Raw genomic sequence first — 20,782 nt, forward strand, 5'->3', positions numbered from 1 at the left:
CCAGGGTAGCTCGTTCCTCCCAACCCTGGGCTTTGAGGCGCAATCCCGTTGGGATAGGGAGGAAGCCCTCCGAACTTGTGGGTAATGCTCAGGGCACGACACCGCTTTTCCTCCACGCCACAAATCCATGAGCGATCCACCCTGCCAAAGGTCCCACACGAACCCCAAGGAAGACCGCGACCTCTGAGGGGTAGAAACAGTCCCATTTCCGTCATCCCTCCCGGCTCCGCATCGCGTCCATTGCGTCCATCGCGGTTTAAAACTCGGGCCTTCCGTGTCCGGCCGTGCCTTAGTAGCTTTGTGTGATAAACTCCCTCACAAAAGACCCGAGTGCCCCATTTCAAGGCAGCCGCCCCACAGAAAAGCGCCTCGCCGCAGGGTCTGGATTCGGAAGCCCCTGACACCCTTTGATTTTGACCAAAAAGAGCCTTGCCATTTGATCGAAAGAACCTTTAATTGGGGGCTCTTCTTGGCGGCTGGATAGCTCAGTTGGTAGAGCAGAGGACTGAAAATCCTCGTGTCGGCGGTTCAATTCCGTCTCCAGCCACCACTTTCAAAAACCCCAATCGATCGGCGGATCGATACCATCGGAAGACGATCAGGCAGAAACATTGAAATGCGTTCGGAGGTGCGGTAAGCATCGCGTATGCTTCACAAGATCCTCCTGGTTTTGGTGGCCTGGGTCACAAGTTCATCCGTCGCACTCGCAGTCACCAACGAGCCCGTGCGCGTCTTCATGCCCGACGGCCAATTCAAGTCGCATTTGTTGCGGGTGTTCGTCACCAAGGATCTTACGCAAGCTGACAAACCCGTCCTGAGCCTGCTGTCGGGAGAATACCTCCTCAAGCAGCGGGCGAATGGTTTTGCACAGGAGGCGCCAGCCGTTGAAGTCGCTCGATTTCAAAACTGGACGGAGCAGAGCCCGACCGGAATCCACATCCCGCACACCGGCACGCTACTCCTTTTCGATCTGCGAGCGACCCCGTTTCCGTTCATCAAGGCATGCATCAGGCCAGACGACCTACATGCTGCCCAAGTTTCTGGACAAACCAAAGTGAACCGGTTGGTGAAGGATTTCCACCATCCGAATTACGGCGCGTGCTCGAGACGACTGCGATGGATGTGGAGTCGGAGGTGTAGGCTCTGCATCAACTCCGTTACGGTTCTGTGGTCGAGGATCGCGCAGGGGGAGGGGGTTTGTCCTTAGAAACGATGCACAACCTTGAATCTGTTTTTAGGTGATCCCTTAGGTGATCGGCCCCTTCGCCGATACCTCATTTGTGGAGACTCGAATCAAAACATCACTCAATCGCGTCAGGATGACCTGCACCTCAGCATTAGCCATCCTCTTACTCCTGGCAAGCGCCCCGGACAGTCATGCCAAGAAGCAAAACTGCGAGCTTTGCCAGCGAGCCATCGCCGACGGCGACAATATCATGATCATGAAGGACAAAGTTCGCAATGTGAAGAAGTCCATTTGTGAAACCTGCTCCAAGCTGGAACATACGTGCACGTTGTGCAACATGCCGATCTATGACAAAAACTATACCGATCTTGGGGACGGCCGGATCTTTTGCAGCCTCGACTCCAAAGATCTCATCATGGATGACGCTCAGGCGGGGCCGATTTTCGACGGGGTCAAAATTGACCTGCAACGCATTTTTGCCCAGTGGGCGCCTGTCCCCGATAAAGGGATAAGCATCCATGTGGTCAGCCAGAAGGAGTTTATCAACGCTCACCGGGACAGCCCCTACAGCCCCGATGCAGACGGATTGCTCGGCATCACCATCTCCAGGAAACCCTCCGCCACCGAATGGGTTCACCAGATCTACATCCTCAAAGGACTCGGAACGGCCCAGTTTACCGCCGTCGCTGCCCACGAAGGAGCCCATGTCTGGCTCAATGAACATGGCACTAGAATTCCTGCTTTGCACGCCGATGCTCGTGAGGGCTTCTGTGAGTTCATCGCCCGCCAAGTGATGTTAGACCGGTCAGTCGGCGATGAGGTGAAGCGCATTGAGAAGAACAACTATTCCCGCGGACAAATCGATGCGTTTATTCAGGCCGACACCCGTTATACGTTCCATCGGACCATTGACTGGGTGCTCAATGGTGCGGACACCTACCTCAACACAGACAAGCTGGATCGCCTGCTGGTGCTCCGAGAAGGAGTCAAGCCCCTCCAGCCCCATCAACCGAAGGAAGCCATCTCCTCCATCCCTTCAACGGTGACGCAACCCTCCGCGCCCACAGCAACATCCCCACCGGTTCCTGACCAGCTGGTGCTCAAGGGAATCAGCCGCGCGGGTCGTAGCTCGTTGGCCTTGATCAATAATCGAACTCTGGGAGTTGGAGAACAGGCAAAGGTGCGCATCGGGGAGAGTTCCGTGGTCATCAAATGTCTCAGCATTAACGCCCAGTCGGTGGTGGTTCAGTGGGAAGGCACAAATCGGAAACAGGAGCTCGTGTTGAGCGGGCCGTAGCCCCACGGTTCGCCCACGTCGCGGTGGGTTAACGGTCGAATCCTGACTCCGATCATGCTGCCCAACGCGCCTGACAATCCATAAGCTGCGGTGGATATTTGAATCCAGGACGGACCTTAGTCCCAACCGACCCGGCGATGGAGCTTTCCTCGATGGAGTAACTTTCACGCCAAGTGCGTCCATGCGTCCAAGAATCCTGGTGCAACCGCGGGGCGGGGATGTGGAATCAGGAAGCAAGGCATCCGTATTCGTAACCAAAACCCAACCTGCCCCCGAAATAACGCGGAAGAAAAAAGGCACGACGAGGTTCAAGCTCTCCAACTTCATTCCACTCCCGATCTCCGAGAGCGTCTCAGTTCAAAGACCATGATGACGCCAGCCATCAATGGGAGGCCGCAGGGCAGAATTCCAGCGACAATCAGCATGCGCTGAGGGTCGGTCTCACCAACCAGCCTGACTTCTTCCGTTCGATCCCCCGAAAAGTGGAACTGGATGCGACTAGGGAAGTCGAAGAGTTTGTTTTGAGCGAGAACGGCTTTGACTGTGAACAGTTCGTTCTCGGGCTGGATGACGTAAACGGGGCGCTCCAGGACCTTAAGAAAGGGAGCGCGATACCGGTCGATGACAACACCCTCCACTACCGCATACAATCGCTTTCGCTGGAATGCCCGATACTCTTGATAGGTGGCGTAAATCACTGGCGCCAGCGGCAAGGCACCCAAAAGGAAGAGGATGATCATCGACCATGCCGGATGCCTCAACATGCCGGCTCGAACTTGCCTGCGCGTCTCCTCAGAAACTTCAATATACATCGCACCTTTGAATCCTAGGAACTCTTCATCAGATGATGAGGACAGATTTATCTGTTTTCGGTAGGTTGGCGAACCAAAAGAGATCCGCAAAGGCTTGAGGGCCTTAGGACGGATCCCTACGAACGAATTTCTGAGCCTAGCCCCTCACCCACCCTGTATCCGTCCGCCTCTTTCGTCTCCTTTCGTTTCTTGCGGCTAATGCTGGAGTCCCTGCTAACAAGGCCCTCGGTTATGAGTAACAGATCCCTTCGTGGCTTTGTGGCTTCGTGTGATATATTCGGCCGTCCCCTTGGGCATCCCACCGATAGGCCGAGACGGCCCACACTACAATTGTGGCGTCGTCCGGAGGCTGAGCTTACCGCTCACTCCGCAAACGATAGAATCGCTGCGACGCTACCCGGGCATCCGGATCCGCGTAGGTGCTGAACCCGGGGGCTGCTTCTTCGTGAGCGACGGGCTGCCAGTCCATCAAATCATCCGAAGCTTCGACGGTGATCATCCCCTGCCCTCCGATCCATTGAATTTGGAAGGAGCCATCCGGGAGCAGGCTCCCTGAACTGATGAACTCCAGGGGCATCGGTGGACCCACCACCAGTTCCGCAGCCTCACTGAGGACGCCTCCTGCGCTGTTTTTCACCAGGACGGTATAGGATCCAGCATCGGAGGCCGAGACCCCATGCAGGGTGAAACCAGCATTGGTCGCCCCCGAAAGTGCCACTTTGTTTTTGGACCACTGGTAGGTGGGGCTGGGTCGGGAGTTGACCGCCACGACGAAGGTGGCGCTCTGGCCGAGCGGCACGATTTGGTTGGTGGGCTGTTGGGTAATCACCGGCAACACCGCCGGCTTCACGGTAAGCACTGCCGCCGTGCTGGTAACACTCCCAGCGCGATCGCTCACGACCACCGTGTAGGAACCTGCGTCGGTTGTCTTGGTGACCGGGAGTGTGTAGACCGATCCTGTCGCACCGAGGATGTTCGCGGTGCCTTTGCGCCATTGATAGCTCAACGGAGCATTCGCTGTGGCGGTGACGTTGAAAGTAGCGCTTTCTCCGACCACCACCGTCAGATTCGTAGGTGCCTGCGTGAGGGTTGGGGGAAAGATCACGGTCAAGCTCGCGTTGGTGCTGCTCACTGAGCCCGCCAGGTTGGTGACGGTCACCGAGTAGTCGGCCACATCCGTCGCCTTCACTGCTGCGATGCTAAACGTTTGCGACGTCGCTCCCGTGATCCGGATACCTCCTTTGAGCCACTGATAACTTAGAGGTGCGGTGCCGGTCGCCAGTACACTGAAGCTGGCGGTCTTGCCTAGGTTCACGATGAGGTTGGTGGGCTGCCTGGTCAGCTGAGGCGGGACTAACACCTTTAACGTGACGCTAGTGCTGGTCGCTTTTCCAGCCACGTTGGTCACCACAACGGAGTAGCCGGCTGCGTCCGTTACCTGAGCGCTCGGAATGAGGTAACTGGCACCCGTTGCTCCCGGGATGGGAACCGTGCCTTTGAGCCATTGATAGCTCAGCGGCGCATTGGCCGTTGCCGTCACCGTAAATAGGGCACTCTGACCTAGGATGACGGTGAGGTTGGTGGGAGCTTGTGTAATCGTTGGTGGCACCAGGACCGTGAGCGTGGCGTTGCTGCTGGTAATCCTCCCAGCCACATTGGTGACAGCAACCGAGTAGTCGGCAGCGTCCGTTGCCTTGGTTACCGCAATGCTAAACGTTTTACTGGTAGCTCCCGCGATCTTTACTCCTCCCTTGGACCATTGATAGCTCAGCGGCGGGGTGCCGGCCGCAGTGACACTGAAGCTGGCTGCCTTGCCGACGATGACCGTAAGATTGGTCGGCTGCTGGATCAACGAAGGAAGGGCCAGGATGGTAACCGATGCGACGCGGCTGGTGACGCTGCCTAACGCGTTCGAAGCCACACATCGAAACTGGTGGCCCGACAGGTTCGTGGTCGTGTTTGGCAACACTAACTGAGGCGATGCCGCTCCCACAAAAACCTCACTGTCAACAACGTTGCTCCACACCGATAGGCTCACCGGTTTCCGTTGCCATTGATAAGTTGGCGCCGGGTTTCCCGTCGCAACCGCCGATAAGGCGAGGGTCTGGCCGACGAGAGCTGTCTCGTTGGTGGGTTGCTCGCTAAAGCTGGGGGAGATTCGATTGGTGAGGGTCCGCACATCAAGTCCACCGACTGTTCCGGACACGAGATCCCACCAGCCGAGAAAATTCTGATTCGCATCAATGGCTGCTTCTCGGACGGGTCCCACTTGGGGAGCAAGAATGAATGCCTGCGTGATCAACGCCGCCGTCCTCCCCGGAACGCTCACCCGAAGATCCCATTTCAACTCTCGACAATCCACAAAATCACCCGCCGGGACAGTGACCCCGCCAATCAGGCCTATCGTTGAAGTGAGTGAGACCACGCCCCCAGGGATAAGACTGCCACCCACCAGCAATTGGGAGCTGGATATTAGAGAACCCCCGCGCAGCGCAGTTGCCGCCGTCAAGATCTGAAGCCCGGGCCTGAATTCGATCAGGAAACCGGAATCCGTAAGGGACTCCAGACGCAACACCCCATCGCCTGTCGAGAGCCGCGCGACAGTTCCGCCCTCAGTGATGCTGAAAATCCGCCGAGTTCCTGCGGACCCGCTCATTGCTACTTGTTCCTGCAAGCTTTGACCCGCGAACTGAAAATTCCGGACATCACCCTCGTTGAGAGGAAACCAAACCTGCACCGGATCCTGTGCCCGACAGACCGATGAGAACATCAACGATAGAGCGAAGACGCAGGTCCAGCCGATCGGAACTCCGGCTCGTTCGCGGAGTCCGAAAAGGTCGAAACAGAGCTGAGGTTTCGATTGACTCAGCTGCCCATTGCTTGCAGTCATAAACGCACTCCCGGTTTCCACCACCGTCGCAGCATTGCTCACGATCGGCGGGTTCACCGTTCAGTTTAGCTGACCTGGTGCGTCACTCTTCGCAGCTGTTGTGAAAGGTCGGTCACATCTTGTTCGCCGCTCTTAACGGGGCTTCAACCTGAAAAACAGATGACTCTCCTCGAGACTGTTCGTGATCACAAAGCGACTACCACGTAGCGTCGCAGTAACCATCCATCGGGCGACGCGTGCTTCGTGATGAAGGCCCTCCATATACCGCAGACCCTAACTGAAATCGCCGAGAGCCTCCACACAAGATTGCAAGGTCTCGAACTCTGGCTCCTTCAGCTCCAAGTCCGACACATATCAGGAAGGGTTTGAGCCACGTTTGAACGGAAGACCGTAATCCCTCTCAGAGTGATGAGCTGATCCATCCAAATCCTTGCCCCTCCGCGCGATCCGTGAAATCCGTGGTTACAACACCGTTTTCAGGTTGAACGCTTGCCTGATCGAGAGTTGAATAGGTCGTGCGCTTGGCCCGGTTTACATCGCTGCTTCTCTTCGCAGCCTGCTGGCTTTTCCTTGGAACAGCCGCGGATCGTGCCGTCCCCTCAGCGCACCTGACCCACAGGCTGTCCGTTTCGACTCGCGAGGAGATCCAAACCTCTCAACAGACGGTTCCACATCGCCAGCTCAGCATCGCGTCAACCAGTCTCAAACAGCAATGCCTGCTGCCGAATAGTATCAAGTTTTCGTCGCCTGTCCGATGGGAACACCGATCCTTGGAGTGCAAACCCGCGTCGTTCGCAGCGGTCGAAATTTCCGCACCACCCGAGTTCGCGAATACCTGGTATTTTACTCTCCGGACCGCGCTCCACCCCCGAGCGCCTTCTCCTGGCTAGTCTTTCCTTTCTTAACGTTCCTGCGGGTCACTCTCTCACGCGCCCCCTCCCGATCGCTCACGCGCTCAGTGGACGCCTTCCTCGTAGAGACCTGCACTCACATTCGAATGACGGCGGGCGATTGCTTACCTGCGCCTCATTGCACAGGCACCTCATCCGTCAACAACCTCAACTCCATTTGATACATGAAAAACGAGACCTGGATACTCCTGATACTTGCAGCATTGCTGCTAGGCACCCCCCTTTGGACGTCGATTTCCGAACGCATTTTTGGCGCTAAGAAACCGAGTCCCCCCAAGAACGATGACATGACGAAAGAGCCTCGAGAGTAGCCAGCTGGTTAGACCAGGGATGGCTTATAGAAGCGGCGAACGACACCGATACGCCGCCCTCGAGCCATCCCTGGTTAAACATGGAAACGTGTCGGGGAGGAAGATTCACCGTTCTTTGATAATCCAGCTGCTCATCCTGAGAGCGCGCCGAGTTGACCCCAGGCCTGGAGGCAATACGTTCACCAAGACCGCCCCAGCACTCCAACCCCGATTTCCTGAACATCTATGAGCGCCCAATTTCCTTCAGAAGAATCAACCGATGGCAGTTTTCAGCGGCAGGAGGACGCGTTCCGAAATTTCGTCGCTGCGGATGCCTGCTCCGCCTTCCCCCTGGAAGCCGGCCGCTACCATCTTTATATCTCCCTCGCTTGTCCCTGGGCGAGTCGCACGCTGATTGTCCGCAACGTCAAAGGGCTTCAGCAAGCCGTGGGGGTGACGGTGGTGGATCCTGTTCGCGATGAGCGCGGCTGGGCTTTTCGGGACGGACCCGGACATAGTCGCGATCCCATCAATGGCTTCAACTTCCTAAGCGAAGCCTACGCCGCCTCCAATCCCAATGTAGCGGGGCGTGTTACTGTCCCGGTACTTTGGGACAAGCAGTCTCGACAGATCGTCAACAACTCCGAGGATGACATCTGCCGAATGTTCAACGACACCTTCGACGCCTTGGGCTCCGGCCAGGTCAATCTATTCCCCCAGGGCATTGAAGCCGAACAGGCGAAGCTTTCGACCTTCCTTTACGAATCCGTGAATATCGGAGTCTATCAAGCGGGTTTCGCGACCACCCAGGCTGCCTATGAGAAACCATGCCGGAAGCTTTTTGCCGCCCTCGACGCGTTGGACGAGCGCCTGGCCACGCGACGATTCCTCTTCGGCGCTCAGATCGTGGAGGCGGATTGGAGGCTCTTTTGCACGCTCATTCGATTTGATGCGGTCTACCATGGGCACTTCAAATGCAACGTCCGAAGAATCATAGACTATAAAAACCTGCAGCCCTACCTCATGGATCTCTATCAGCAGCCTGGCATAGCCGAGACTGTCAATTTCGATCACATCAAGCGTCATTACTACATCACTCATCCGGACATTAACCCGACCCGCATTGTTCCGATCGGCCCGGTGCTGGATCTCATGAAACCACATGGCCGTAACTCGATGGAGGCCTGTTGACATTGGGCAGGGTGAAATGGAAGGTTGCGCCTTCTCCCAGTTCCCCCTCCGCCCAGACCTGGCCGCCGTGGCGATTCACGATACGACGAACATTAGCCAAGCCGACTCCGGTTCCATCGAAATCCCGAGCCGCATGAAGGCGCTGAAAGAGACCGAAAAGCTTGCTGACGTAACGCATATCAAAGCCAGCCCCGTTGTCCGCAATGATAAATTCCAGCTCGTGACTTCCCCGCGGCTCACAGCTTACGTCGATGATCGCCAGCTCCCGGAGGCGCGTGTACTTGACAGCATTGGAGAGAAGGTTCACCCAGACCTGCTTAAGGAGTCCACGGTCCGCGAGCACCTCTGGCATCTGGCCGATGCGCCACTCGATTCTTCGATGACCTGTGTCCCTTTTGAGTTCGACCAAAACCTCTTCAAGGAGCGAGTTCAAGGAGAACACGGCTGGCTGCAACGGCACACAGCCTAAACGGGAAAACGCGAGCAGATCATCGATCAGGAGCCCCATGTTCTTGACCGACTCCCTCAGACGCTGCAAATAACCTCGACCCTCCACGCTCAATAAGGACGTTGAGTCACCTCCCAACAGTTCCGCGTAGGCATCGATATGGCGCAAGGGCGCACGCAGGTCATGCGCTACGGAAGCGTTGAACGCCTCAAGTTCACGGTTGGCATGTTCGAGCTGCACGGTCCTCTCGATGACGCGCTTCTCGAGATCCGAATTGATCTGGCGCAGTTGACGCTTCGCCTCCTCCAGCTCCGTTGTCCGGAGAACCAGCTTTTCATTCGCATCAAGGAGCTGATCGCGCGAGCGTTCCAATTCGAGGTTGCCTTGCTCCAGCTTGTCTACCAGAAGCTCGCTGTATTCCTTCATGACCAGCAGATCAGCTCCCAGGCCAGCCGCCACGGGCTCCGAGGGCCGGACCGTCGTGGTGATCACATTCAGCGAATGCAGAATGGCCTGCATCGAACTAGGCTTGCTGATGAACTCATCGGCTCCAACCTCACGCGCCAGTCTCTCATCGGCTGAAGACGTATGACTACTCGTGTAGACGATGAACGGGAGCCGTTTTAACTTAGGGCTTTTTCGAATCTCATGACAGAGCCTGTACCCATCCATACGGGGCATGAGTATGTCGGAAACAACCGCGTCTACCGGCTGATTTTCCAGGACGTGCAGGGCTTCAACGCCATCGGCCGCCTGCAACGCGGAGTGACCTTCCGCTTCCAAGTTGAGGCGAAGTAGTTTGCGGCTTATTTCGTGGTCATCGACAATAAGGATATTCATACGTGCTATACTGTCAGCAGCCGCGCCGAGCAGGACCCCTCGAGTGCCCTGGGCTTCAGCGGGATCGCTCCCTAGCACAGCTGCTGTCGTCGCCGCCAGGTCTGTTCAATAAACTCAGCGATCTGCGGAAGGATCCGACGGGTATCGATGGGTTTGGAGATATACGCATCACAGCCTGCGTCCAGCGCCTTCTGCTCATCTCCCTTCATTGCAAACGCCGTAAGCGCAACGATGAAAACAGGCACACGCAGCACCTCGGCTTTCAACTTGCGCGTCAGGGTCAGGCCATCCATGCCCGGAAGTGCGATGTCCATCAGAATGAGTTCCGGAGTCATCTTCGTCAGGAGTTCGAGCGCAGATTCCGCATCAACCGCCCCACAGACTGTATAGCCCTCGAAGCTGAGCAGTTCAGTGATGAGCTTCAGGTTCGTTGGATGGTCGTCAACAACGAGGATCGTCGATTTGACGCTAGGAATCTCGGGACGTGTGTTCATGGCACAAAATGCTTAGGGCTTCCTGTTCATGTCGGCTGCGCTCAAGGGCAGCAGCACGGTGAAGGTGCTTCCCTTACCCGGCTGACTTTCCACGCTAATACTGCCACCCTGAAGCTCCACTAATCGCTTCGTAAGCGCCAGACCCAAGCCAGTTCCCTCGAACCTGCGACCCTCACCCGCGTCCAACTGCTCGAACTCTTTGAAAAGTCGATCCAGATCCTCACGTCGGATCCCGATACCACGGTCGGTTACCTCGATCCGTAGCGCGCGACCCTCTTGTGCACTTGCAGTTATGTCCACTTCACTGCCGGGTTGGCTGAATTTCACGCCATTGGAGAGAAGATTGTAGAGCACCTGCTTAAACTTCTGCTGATCGAGCCTGACCTCGCCCAGCTCCGGAGAGATGTTCATAACAGTGGAGACCTGCTTCTTGCGCGCCGCTCCTTGAATGACCGCCCGAACCTCATCGATCGCCTGTCGAATTTGAAATGTTTCCGGCGACACATCCATTTTGCCCGCTTCGATTTTCGCCAAATCCAGCACATCATTGATGAGCTGGAGCAAATGGCCAGCGCTGTGGAGCACGTCTCCCAGATACTCTTTTTGTTTCAAATTTAAGCTTCCAGGTTTCTCGTCCACGAGGAATTCGGAGAACCCGATGATGCCGTTTAGCGGGGTCCGCAACTCATGCGACATGTTTGCGAGGAATCGGTTCTTGGCCTCAGCTGCGTTCTGCAGTTCCAAATTCCGTTGATGAAGGTCTCGCTCAATACGCTTACGATAGGTGATATCCCGAATCGCGCTCATGACGAGCCTTCCTTCGCTGGTGTCGAGCGGGCTGAGGCTAATCTCCACCGGAAACTCTGTCCCATCCTTGCGCAGTCCTCGAAGTTCAAGCCCCGCGCCCATGGCCCGGGTTCGGGGCTCGGCCGAGAAAGCGTCGCGGAATCCGGGATGACGTTCTCGGAAGCGTTGCGGTATCAAGATCTCGATGGGCTGCCCCAGCAATTCCTGTCTTGTGTAGCCAAATAAAAGTTCCGCTTGGGAGTTGACCAACACCACCTTGCCCGTTTCGTCAACGATCACCATTCCATCAGGCGCCGCCTCCAAGAGGCTTCGGAACTTTTCCTCCACCTTCATCCGCTCTCCCATTTCTCGCTGGGAGGCTTCGTGGGCGGCCCGCAGCTCGGACGGACTGGGTAATGCCAAAGCATGCGGCACCAGCCTGGCAAGTAAGACGGCGGTGGGCACCGACGCCAAAGCCGTGATCGCCTTAATGGTTCCGCTCAACCAATACGTTGGATACCAGATGCTCCACACTTCCATCAGATGCGTGGCGCCACAGGCCACGATAAACACCGCGAAGCAAAGAAACATCCAGTTGAAAGGGAGGTCCCGCCTCCTGCGAATAAAGTAAATCAGCGTAAACGGAATGGAGAAATAGGCCAGCGTGATGAGCAGGTCGGAAATGATGTGAAGCGAAAGGATGCCAGGCTGCCAGAGATAGCAATGACCATGCGGCATGAAACCGTCGGAAGAGAACAGTTTTTCAAGCATGCCTGCCATCGGTCCTCCCAACATCAGTCCTCACGCCTAGCCTCCTGCCCAAGCTTGGAATGAGTGCTCTCCGCCTCCGGCGGAGACCCAAGGTCTCGTTTTGTGCCGATATCATCTTCATGATACATAGCCTGGTTTGGCAGAGTCCCCTGCGCCCTGGTCACGAGAAAAAGCTCGTATCGACCAGTCCAATCTTGCTCTGCCTATGACAATAAATGTTCAGTTCGAAGTAAACTGGCAAGCTAATTGACCAGCATCGCAACGATTGCCGTATTATCGTGGAGAGAAGAGCGGGACCACCCAGCTGCAGGAGTTGAGTTGAAACCACCCGCAGACCGCCACCCATCGAAGCCATTTTAGCCAGGAACTCACCTACGGATGCCCTCGATGAAAAAGCGGAAACAAGAGGCACAAGTCACTGCCTGCCCCTACACGGCTGATGGCCAGGGCTTTTTTAGGGATCTTACCTCACGGCAGCGGGGAGGCCACCCGGAGTCGAAAGAAAACCTTGGCATCCCCCGAAAGCTTCGAGATCCGCATCTGCACCCCTCCGGCCCCGGGCAGAATCGCGGGCTCTTCCTCAAAGGGGGACGGCAGGCGCCTCCAATTCAACAGGTCGGAGCTGACTTCAAGGGTCCATGCACTAAAATCCGCCAGCGGAAGATCAATCCGGAGACTGAGGGTGGAGGTTCCATCCGATTCCAACCGCAGAGTGGGTCGAAATTCTTGATGGTCATCCAACTGACGCAGGTAGGCGGTGAGGTTGGCTAGGTCGGTCGCCGAAAGGCTCACTCCACGATGGGCCAACACGGCATCGGCAAGGGTCGCCGCCGAGCCATCATGCAAATAAGGTGGAGTCGACCACAGCCCGCGCAGAGTCGGGGTGTCCAAGCCAGCCAGGGGCGATCCCAATCGGCCTCCGCTCGATGGCTTCAGGGTTCCCACGTCATGGGCGACCCCAATGGCACTGTCGGTCATCTGGCTTCCAGCGTGGCAGCTGGCGCATCCCTCCCGCTGAAACACCATTTGTCCAGCGATGCCGGCAGCACTCAGGCTCCCACCCGAGTTGCGTTCGGGGCTGGTTCCGTGGGACGTCAGCGATTCCAAATAGGCCGCCAAGGCATCCAGGTCAGCACTCAGACCGGCTTTGCGATCTCCCATCGACTGAGAGCGGGTACCCCCATGAAAATCAGCGTCCGCCATGAGCCCCCTGCCCAAGGCGAATCCTCGGATCTGTCCTTCGAAATCCTGCACCTCGTCAAAGTTTCCCGTCCAGTGCAACGGACCTTGCGCCGTCCCGCCGTGGCCTCGGAGAACAATGGTGTTGCGAAGACCTTCCCCAAATTGGGTGAAATCCCAGGTCCGACCATCCTGCCCACCTTCGTTGTGACAGCTCGCACAGCTCATGTACTGCTGGAAAGCCAGGCGGGCATCGCGGGCGTCGTAAAACAACTGCTTACCGCGGAGAACAGCCAAAGGAAGTTTCTCCTCGCCGACGCACTCCAGGATGACGGGCGCGGGCGGAGGCTGTTCCGCTCCGTTCTGAAGTGCAGCCACATCATGCACGGTAACAGTGCGGTCCATGAAGTTGTGCGCAAAGAGGGTCGAACCGTCAGGCGACAGGACCACCCCCTGAGGTGCGCGGCCCGCCGGGAACCGAAGGATCTCTCGCTTGCTCCAGGCATCCACCACCGCAACTTCCCGACTTCCTTCAAGGGCCACAAAGAGAAACAGCCCGGTCGGATCAAAGACGGCGGCGCTGGCCATCCCCGCATTATCGAAGTCCACCCGACCCGCCAAATCCTCCACACCCGTCCCGATCACCACCCGGGAAACGATGCTGCGCAGGGTCATGTCATGGGTCAGCGGAGTTCGGCTTCGCAACATCCCACGCAGGATGTTGTCCTGCTTCGATGGGATCCAAGCGGACAAGCCGTCCGGCGAAATGGCCGCGGCACCAAGATAGTTGGGAACCCCTCGCGCCGAGTTGGAAGTGTCCGGTCGCTCGCTGTGATGAAGAATGTTCGTGGCCAAGATGGCCAGGCTGGATGGCTGGAGAACCAGCATCTGCCCGCCAAAGGAAACGCCGCCCACCCGGGACTGAGGTGTAGCTGTCTGCTCGCCCGGCTGAGGTGGAGTGATAAAGCGCGTCGCCAACAAGCGAGTCGCCCCCGCCGAAAGCGACAGATGCCGCACATGCAAACCCACTCTCGCTGAAGCAAGCACTTCTCCCGTCGAGGGCCGAAGCTGCAGGATCTGCCCCCCCAATTCCAGAGCCACATAGGCGCGCGTACCGCCGGGATCGAACACGAGGCCGAAGGGCCTGGACCCCGCCGGTAACTCCAGCGTGCGAACCAAGGAAAAGTCCGACCTGAAGACACTGATCGTGGCGCTCTCCGAGTTCACCACCCACACGCGACGATCCGGGCCGAGGGCAACTGTGCGCGGTTCCCTTCCAACCGGCACCTCCGCGAGACGGGACCGAGTCGGCACATCAAAAATGGAAACACTATCGTTGTCAGGGTTGACAACCCACAGCCGCGGAGACACTCCAGTCTGTTCCTCATACAGCAAACTCGCGGAAGCCACCGGACGGCCGGCAGTGGGCGACCCAAACACGCCCTGTCGAAAGCTGGCCGTCACCTGACGTCCCGTGTCGTCTCTTGCGGTGACCACGACCAGGAACCGTCCGGGCGTCGAGAAGGTGTGACTCACCGAAGGAGAATCCGAGAAAACGGAGTCGGGGGTGCCATCCCCAAAGCCCCACTTGTACTTCACGTTCAATCCCCCGTTGGCTCGCGCGGTCAGAGATGCCGCCGTATTGACACGAATCGCCGGCCCGGCCAATGGATCCAAGGTCAATGTCGGTTTGACCTCCCACGCCAGCTCGACCCTGACCGCAGGGGTGTTGCCGTCCGAAACGCTGATAATCGGCGTGTAACGGCCCGAAGCCGTCGCAGCACCCGAGATCAATCCCGAAACAGGATGGATCGTGAATCCCGGGGGAAGGTCAGTGGCGCTCCATTGCAGTGGGTCGCCGTTCACGTCGGATGCCTGCATCTGCAAGACGAACGGCGCACCCACCACCGTAACGGGGCTGGACGGCGGAATGAGGATCGGTGGGGAGGGGGGTGCCAGGGTGTTCACCGTAAGGCTCCACGACTCAATGTCGTGATGATTGGTCAATCGCCCCGTCGCTCCGGCAAACCCGAACCACGCCTGCTCACCAACCGTGGCCGGCAAATCGACCTCAACCGTCATCACCGAGGTGCTCGGACGCTGGCTAACGACGCCTTCAGCTAAATACACCTCAAGCCGCCGAGCGGGTCCATCGTAGGTTACCCACAGGGTGTGGCTCTGTTCATTCTCCAAATCCCAGCCCGGCGTCCAAGTCGCGACATGATTCGTGGTGACTCCATTCAGCAGGATACCCAGATGATTGCCATTCGGATCTCCGGATCCCTGATGGTTGTCAACCTCCACTGCCACGCTCCGTTCCACCCCGCGATACGCCAAATTCCCACCCGTTCCGCCTAGAGCATCAGGGCCATTGCCCTGAACCACAAACGCAAGCCCGTCCGCACCGTCGGCCGCACCGTGAATGCGAAAAACCCAGCGCGTCGCAAAAGAGGTGTCGGCCCCCATGGGAATGGCCGAGGAAAGGTAAGCAGAGCCCGCTTGAAGGGCGGCATTGGTGGCGAGCTGGAGCACCGAGCCGAGGATCGCGGCCTTACCGTTGAGGGTGAGTCCGGTGGCATCAGCAAAGTTGGCGAACTGCCGGTGCAGATGAAAGGGATCCACCACCCACCGGAAGACCGCCGTATCCGTCGTGTTTCCATCCGTCAAAGTAACGGTCACACGAGCCGACGCAGTCACCGCTGGAACACCGGTAATGAGCCCCGTACCCGGATTCAATGAAAGCCCGCTCGGAAGCCCGACGGCCGTCCAGGTCAAAGTGCTGCCTTCTGGACCGCTGCCCACGAGTTGCAAGTTGATTGCCCGTCCCGCCGACGAGTTTTGATCCCCTAGCGACCCAATGTGAACCGCCGGATTCGGATCTACCTGAACAATCTTGGAAATCGAATGGACGCCCGCTGAATCGAGGCCGAAGAGCATCCAATACCCTGGGGTCATCACGTTGAGGTTGGATCGGGCAGTAAGGTGGTAGACTCCGGGGGCCGACTCCACAAACGGAAGCGAGAGATAACGAAGATCGGTGTTCACCGAGTGGGTCATGGCCGACAGCTTGATGAAGCTGAACTTGCTCATCCCAGGCGTCCCGGAAACCGTGAACGTGGTCGCGACGCCGATCTTCAATGGAGCGGTGTCCAACCGAGGACGGCTCGCCAGGCTGCCATCCGGATTGAACAAGTTGGGGGGCGTGTAAATCTGCGCATCCCGATGGTCCGCGGAGTTTCCCGCCAGCCCACCTCCACCCGACAGAATTCGACCATCCGGTAGCAAGAGCGCAAACGAATGGTAATTTCGGGGAACCGAGGCGTCGGCGGCGGGCCGCCACCTCCTCGTGCTAGGGTTCCAGATCTCGGGTGTCAGGATCGACCCCGTGTCGCTGAATTTACGTCCCGAGGTGTTGCCGCCGAATACCATCACCTCGCCGTTGGGCACGAGGACCGAGTTGGCAAATTGCCGGGGAAAGGCCATGGAGGCGTTGGATGCAACCGTGGGGGGAGTCGCGCTGAGGTCGATGGTGAAGGAAGAACTCGAACTGGTTCCGGTGGTGGTGTCATTGGGATTTTGAGTCGTGTTGACCCCTCCGCCGGCCACCAAGATCTTCCCCTCGTCGTACAATGCCCACACGCCCTCCTTGGGATACAGGCTTCCCGGCACTCGCGCGCCCGCAGTGGTGAGGGCTCCCCCTCCATCGGAGTCGATCCAATGCATGGTGCGGGTTGGCCCGAAGTGCAACAATCGGCCGTTGGGCGCCAGAACCAAAAAAGGATGCCAAATGTTGATGTATCCAGGCTCCCTTAACACGATGTTCCAATCGATGCTCGGCAGACGGCTCCAGCCAACGGACTCATCCCAAAGCTCAGTGGTGCTAGATCCTCCGCTGCCGCTGGCGGTGAACGCTTGACCGCTGGGTAGCGCCACAGTGGTGTTGTACCAGCGACGGTCGTTCATGTCCGTAAGCGGCGTCCAGGTGTTGCTCCGCCAATCAAAGAAACTGGACAGGACTGTCACACTCCGACCGCCATTCACTAAAAGCCGCCCGTCGGGTAACAACACCAACCCACCGCAGAACATATCATGCGAAGGATGATTGTATTCCTCAAATCGTCCGGTGGCCGGATCCCAAGTGGCGGCATAGGTAAACTCCGGTCCGTCAGGAAAAGTGGTCCTCTCATTCGAAGCAAAGCTGAGGATGCGTCCGTCCGGAAGAGTCGCTACCGAGACAGGAATATGCGGCGTCCACCGGATGACGGCACTCCAGTCTCCCAACACGATCCGCTGGGTGGGAAGTGGTGGCGGGGGCGCCGGCGGAGGCGGAACAGCGGGCAACAACGACGCTACCTCCGCGGCAAAACGATCATCTTCGGCATGGCTTTCGAAGTCAGCGTACAACCACGCGGGTGTGAGCAAGACAACATAACAAGCCAATACGACGCCGAAATCGAGGGAACAGCAACCGTGGTTTGCAGTGATGCGGTTCATTGGAGTTCTTTCAGGATGCCGCAGCGGCCGTCCTGGCTCATATCAGAGCCATCCGCGCCTGGCAATCTCCGAACACCGGTGGCGTGGGAGTCCGCGGGCCAAAGGCCCAACACCATCCCAGCCTGGGGTGACAACCCCAGGTTCCTTCCCCCCACACTCGCTGAGGGCTGACAGCCCGCACCATCACGGGAATCACCCGCTGAATTCACCCTAAATCTCTCCCACTTCCAAAAACACCCGCTCTCCCTCACGGCTTCGCCAAGATCGGTCCGATATACTCGGTAGCTACCACCACGTCATCGAACCAAACCTGAATTCGATGCCCGGACTCCTTCTGGGTAAACACATAGAGCCAGACATAGTTCACCTTCAGTTCGGGCACGGTTCGCCATCGATAGCCCTCGAAAGGGGCGCCACCTTCCGGCACGGTAATATATTCCCGATCCCCCTTGGCATCGCTCCAACGAACCCCATTGCCACCCTTACCCGGCTCGAACTTGTCGAAAGTCCAACGGCCTTTGGGAAATCCTTTCCCGAGATGGGCAACGAGTTTGCCATCGATCCATAAAGCCTGCTCCCCGTTGGATTCACCCACATCGTTCATCTGGATCATCTGTTCGATGCATATCCAGCGCCCCTTCTCGACCTTGAGCTTGGGATCATGGATGAAGCTGTTGCCCCAGGTTTGACCGCGCGGCGGACTTCCACGCATCTCGCACCAATAAGTATAGAAATCCCAGGTCCACGCTTTGCCAAAGGGTTCAATTCCGGACCAGAATGACTTCGCGCCATCGTTACGGATTCCAGCCTTCACACTGGGCCAAGGGGTCGCCGGAAAACTGCCGCCCAGACATGCCCCAAAATGATGCAATTCACCCGAGTTCGTGGCGAACTTCACGTAATAGCGGGCGAAGATGCGATCATACCCGAAGCCGCCCTTGGTGTTCTTGAGGCGCCGATAGAGAGATCCGCCCGGCCCACTCTGCCGGTCCATCAGCAGCGAGTGCCTGCCCGAGCTGCCCAGCGGAACGTCGTCCGCGAAACTCAGATCACGCTTCGCTCCTACGTTCTCCCATTGGGCCGCCAACGTCGCCACGTCTGCTTGTTCAAACGCCTCCACCTGAACCACCCGAGGATCGCCTGCAAGCCCAACGTCGCCAGGATACTGAGATGCCAGTCCCGGCCCGGAAGGAAGCCCAGCGGCGCCGCTAAGGCTGCCAGAGACCAAGCCAAATGTGATCACCACCACCATCGCCCACAACTGACTGGGGGCAGGCTTCATCTGGGTTTCCAGGATTAAGGGGGAACCAATCGTTCGTCGTTTCATGAATTCTTAGTGGAGATCGAGGGAACTCGAAAACCTTATCACGACGCTGCACCATTCCAAGCGCGATCAGCTCCCTCCCAGGAACCACGCCTCACCACGCGGCAAACTCTGCCCGCCCCCTCAGAGAATCCCCCCATCACCAGGCTCAGGCCCTCGGGATCGGCTGATGGTTGATGGCTGATGCTGGTCCAACAAAAATAGACTCGCCTAAGCCCAGCCCACGCCTCTATACACGGTGCATCGAAATTACCCCCGGAACGAGTTGTGAGGGTCCAAACTCGTCGCAGTTAACCCAAGTGTTGGAAACCGCAGCGAATCTGCATCCGAACGTGATTCCAGCTCCAGCAGCAATCCAAACCTGCACCTAGCCATGGCTACTTCATCGACACCATCCACCTCAACAATGGACCCTGCCCCCTCCCTCTCCACCCAGAAGGTGCTCCAACTGGAGCGGCGTCGCGGGTTGTCCTATCGCCAGTTTATTGAGGAGCACGCGATTCCACGCCGACCCGTTGTTCTGGAGGATGCCATCAAGGACTGGCCAGCCCTCAAAAAATGGTCGCCCGACTTTTTCCGTACAAGATACGGGACCCGACAAGTGACCATCGACCGGAAGACCCACTCCCTCGCCGAGATCATCGACCTGGCCGAAAGATCCACTCCGGACAACCCGGCGCCTTACTATCGCAACATCGTGGTCCACGAGGCCTACCCGGAGCTCCTCTCAGACCTGAGCCCCATGCCAGATTGCTGCACTCCCAACTGGTACCACAGCGCAGGGTTCGTCCTGCTCCGCAAACTCAAGCTCATGATGGGCGGAGGCGATTATGAGTTGTTTATCGGAGGAGCCGGCAGATCTTTCCCTTACCTTCATTTCGATGCGCCCGGTGCACACAGCTTTCTCAGTCAAGTCTACGGCCGAAAGTTGCTGGTGCTCTTCTCGCCTCAGGATACCCCGTTTCTCTATGCCAAAAAAGGCGGCAACTTCTTCAGCTCCGAGCTGAACGACTTGGATCGGCCGGATCTCACACGATTCCCTCTCTTTCCTCAAGCCACGCGCATCGAAGCGGAAGTTCATGCGGGCGATACCTTGTTCATACCGTGTGGCTGGTGGCATAGCGCTCGGATGCTTAGCTTCTCCATCACTCTTGGCATCGACGTGGCAAATGCGACGAACTGGGACTTTGTCACAGACTTTATGTCGAAAGTGGCCTACCGCCAGAAGCCGATCCTAGGCCGGCCCTACATCGCCTACGTGCGTGCGGTAGGCGCCTTAAAAATGTGGACCGAGTCGCTCGGTCGCAAAAAGTAAGGACCACCGAGGCCTGGCCGGGAATGAGAGTGTGATTCATTCCGAGTGAGAGCAGACGAGATCCCCCTCCGGGGTCCCGGAAATGCGGTCGACGGCTTTCGTCTTTACCCCCAATAGACAAGTTGGGCAACGCTAACGTTTCTCACTTTGTCGGCAGGGCCCGAACCCGCAGGGTTCAAAGAGATGTAGCCGGGGGTGCTCGCACCCCCGGGACTGTTAAAATGACGGAGCATCGCGCAGCGATGCCACCGGCTTCTGAGACTTCCATCACCCGACTCAAGGAACCTAAGCAGTTCGACAGTCCGTTCGCCGACCGGTAGCACGCCTTTCAGGGTGCTTTTCAACAGAGGGGCGACAGACCGGGGGGGGGTCGCGGCGCCCCACGCCCCGGCGAATCTCTTTGAACCCTGCGGGTTCCCGGCCGCGGATTCAGGAACTCGTTCGAAGAAGTGAGCATCTCCTGCATCTGGTCTAGTCCGGCTTTTTGGAGGTAAAGCTCAGAGAGCGCTACCGCACTCCACATTCGTCATCTGCAACGCAAAGCGCACTAGAGC

11 protein-coding genes and 1 tRNA gene are annotated in these 20,782 nt (G+C 57.8%); 5 read left to right on the plus strand and 7 right to left on the minus strand.

The annotated features are described in order from the left end of the window. The first annotated feature begins 474 nt into the window (after window positions 1-474). The 3 genes from JNN07_00610 to JNN07_00620 all read left to right on the plus strand — a co-directional run bounded on the left by JNN07_00610 (window position 475) and on the right by JNN07_00620 (window position 2,483). Window positions 475-550: transfer RNA gene (locus tag JNN07_00610), tRNA-Phe, on the plus strand. A 96-nt stretch (window positions 551-646) separates the two neighbouring features. Further along, window positions 647-1,207, plus strand: a complete 561-nt coding sequence (locus tag JNN07_00615; protein MBL9166222.1) for a hypothetical protein — start codon at window positions 647-649, stop codon at window positions 1,205-1,207. A gap of 112 nt (window positions 1,208-1,319) precedes the next feature. Further along, window positions 1,320-2,483 (plus strand): protein DA1, encoded by a 1,164-nt coding sequence (locus JNN07_00620; GenBank protein ID MBL9166223.1) that lies wholly within the window; start codon window positions 1,320-1,322, stop codon window positions 2,481-2,483. Window positions 2,484-2,806: 323 nt separating this feature from the next. Here the strand turns inward: JNN07_00620 and JNN07_00625 are convergent, their stop codons facing one another. Continuing rightward, on the minus strand, window positions 2,807-3,295 hold the full coding sequence (locus tag JNN07_00625; protein ID MBL9166224.1) for a hypothetical protein: 489 nt from the start codon (window positions 3,293-3,295) through the stop codon (window positions 2,807-2,809). A gap of 355 nt (window positions 3,296-3,650) precedes the next feature. Continuing rightward, a complete protein-coding gene (locus JNN07_00630; GenBank protein MBL9166225.1) occupies window positions 3,651-6,242 on the minus strand; it encodes an immunoglobulin domain-containing protein in 2,592 nt (863 codons plus the stop codon). Between the two features lie 1,390 nt (window positions 6,243-7,632). Here JNN07_00630 and JNN07_00635 point away from each other — a divergent pair. Next, window positions 7,633-8,577, plus strand: coding sequence for a glutathione S-transferase family protein (locus JNN07_00635; GenBank protein ID MBL9166226.1), 945 nt, complete (start codon window positions 7,633-7,635; stop codon window positions 8,575-8,577). On the opposite strand, the gene JNN07_00640 is transcribed toward JNN07_00635, so the two are convergent. The 5 genes from JNN07_00640 to JNN07_00660 all read right to left on the minus strand — a co-directional run bounded on the left by JNN07_00640 (window position 8,537) and on the right by JNN07_00660 (window position 18,916). Beyond that, on the minus strand, window positions 8,537-9,865 hold the full coding sequence (locus JNN07_00640) for a response regulator (protein MBL9166227.1): 1,329 nt from the start codon (window positions 9,863-9,865) through the stop codon (window positions 8,537-8,539). The genes JNN07_00635 and JNN07_00640 overlap by 41 nt on opposite strands. A gap of 71 nt (window positions 9,866-9,936) precedes the next feature. After that, a complete protein-coding gene (locus tag JNN07_00645) occupies window positions 9,937-10,359 on the minus strand; it encodes a response regulator (protein ID MBL9166228.1) in 423 nt (140 codons plus the stop codon). A 12-nt stretch (window positions 10,360-10,371) separates the two neighbouring features. Further along, on the minus strand, window positions 10,372-11,916 hold the full coding sequence (locus tag JNN07_00650) for a PAS domain S-box protein (GenBank protein ID MBL9166229.1): 1,545 nt from the start codon (window positions 11,914-11,916) through the stop codon (window positions 10,372-10,374). Window positions 11,917-12,384: 468 nt separating this feature from the next. Further along, window positions 12,385-17,589, minus strand: a complete 5,205-nt coding sequence (locus JNN07_00655) for a DUF1929 domain-containing protein (GenBank protein MBL9166230.1) — start codon at window positions 17,587-17,589, stop codon at window positions 12,385-12,387. Window positions 17,590-17,836: 247 nt separating this feature from the next. After that, window positions 17,837-18,916, minus strand: coding sequence for a hypothetical protein (locus JNN07_00660; protein MBL9166231.1), 1,080 nt, complete (start codon window positions 18,914-18,916; stop codon window positions 17,837-17,839). A gap of 403 nt (window positions 18,917-19,319) precedes the next feature. On the opposite strand from JNN07_00660, the gene JNN07_00665 reads away from it, so the two are divergent. Continuing rightward, entirely contained in the window at window positions 19,320-20,228 is a 909-nt protein-coding gene (locus JNN07_00665) for a cupin-like domain-containing protein (protein MBL9166232.1), read from the plus strand. The last annotated feature ends 554 nt before the right edge of the window (window positions 20,229-20,782 follow it).

The organism is Verrucomicrobiales bacterium, from assembly GCA_016793885.1.
GTDB lineage: Bacteria > Verrucomicrobiota > Verrucomicrobiia > Limisphaerales > UBA11320 > UBA11320.

What these genes read in the sequence shown, in the direction of transcription:
- JNN07_00645 (MBL9166228.1), bottom strand. Translation starts at nt 10,359, where the DNA reads ATGAACACACGTCCCGAGATTCCTAGCGTCAAATCGACGATCCTCGTT.
- JNN07_00640 (MBL9166227.1), bottom strand. Translation starts at nt 9,865, where the DNA reads ATGAATATCCTTATTGTCGATGACCACGAAATAAGCCGCAAACTACTT.
- JNN07_00625 (MBL9166224.1), bottom strand. Translation starts at nt 3,295, where the DNA reads ATGTATATTGAAGTTTCTGAGGAGACGCGCAGGCAAGTTCGAGCCGGC.
- JNN07_00655 (MBL9166230.1), bottom strand. Translation starts at nt 17,589, where the DNA reads ATGAACCGCATCACTGCAAACCACGGTTGCTGTTCCCTCGATTTCGGC.
- JNN07_00650 (MBL9166229.1), bottom strand. Translation starts at nt 11,916, where the DNA reads ATGCTTGAAAAACTGTTCTCTTCCGACGGTTTCATGCCGCATGGTCAT.
- JNN07_00665 (MBL9166232.1), top strand. Translation starts at nt 19,320, where the DNA reads ATGGACCCTGCCCCCTCCCTCTCCACCCAGAAGGTGCTCCAACTGGAG.
- JNN07_00620 (MBL9166223.1), top strand. Translation starts at nt 1,320, where the DNA reads ATGACCTGCACCTCAGCATTAGCCATCCTCTTACTCCTGGCAAGCGCC.
- JNN07_00615 (MBL9166222.1), top strand. Translation starts at nt 647, where the DNA reads ATGCTTCACAAGATCCTCCTGGTTTTGGTGGCCTGGGTCACAAGTTCA.
- JNN07_00660 (MBL9166231.1), bottom strand. Translation starts at nt 18,916, where the DNA reads ATGAAACGACGAACGATTGGTTCCCCCTTAATCCTGGAAACCCAGATG.
- JNN07_00635 (MBL9166226.1), top strand. Translation starts at nt 7,633, where the DNA reads ATGAGCGCCCAATTTCCTTCAGAAGAATCAACCGATGGCAGTTTTCAG.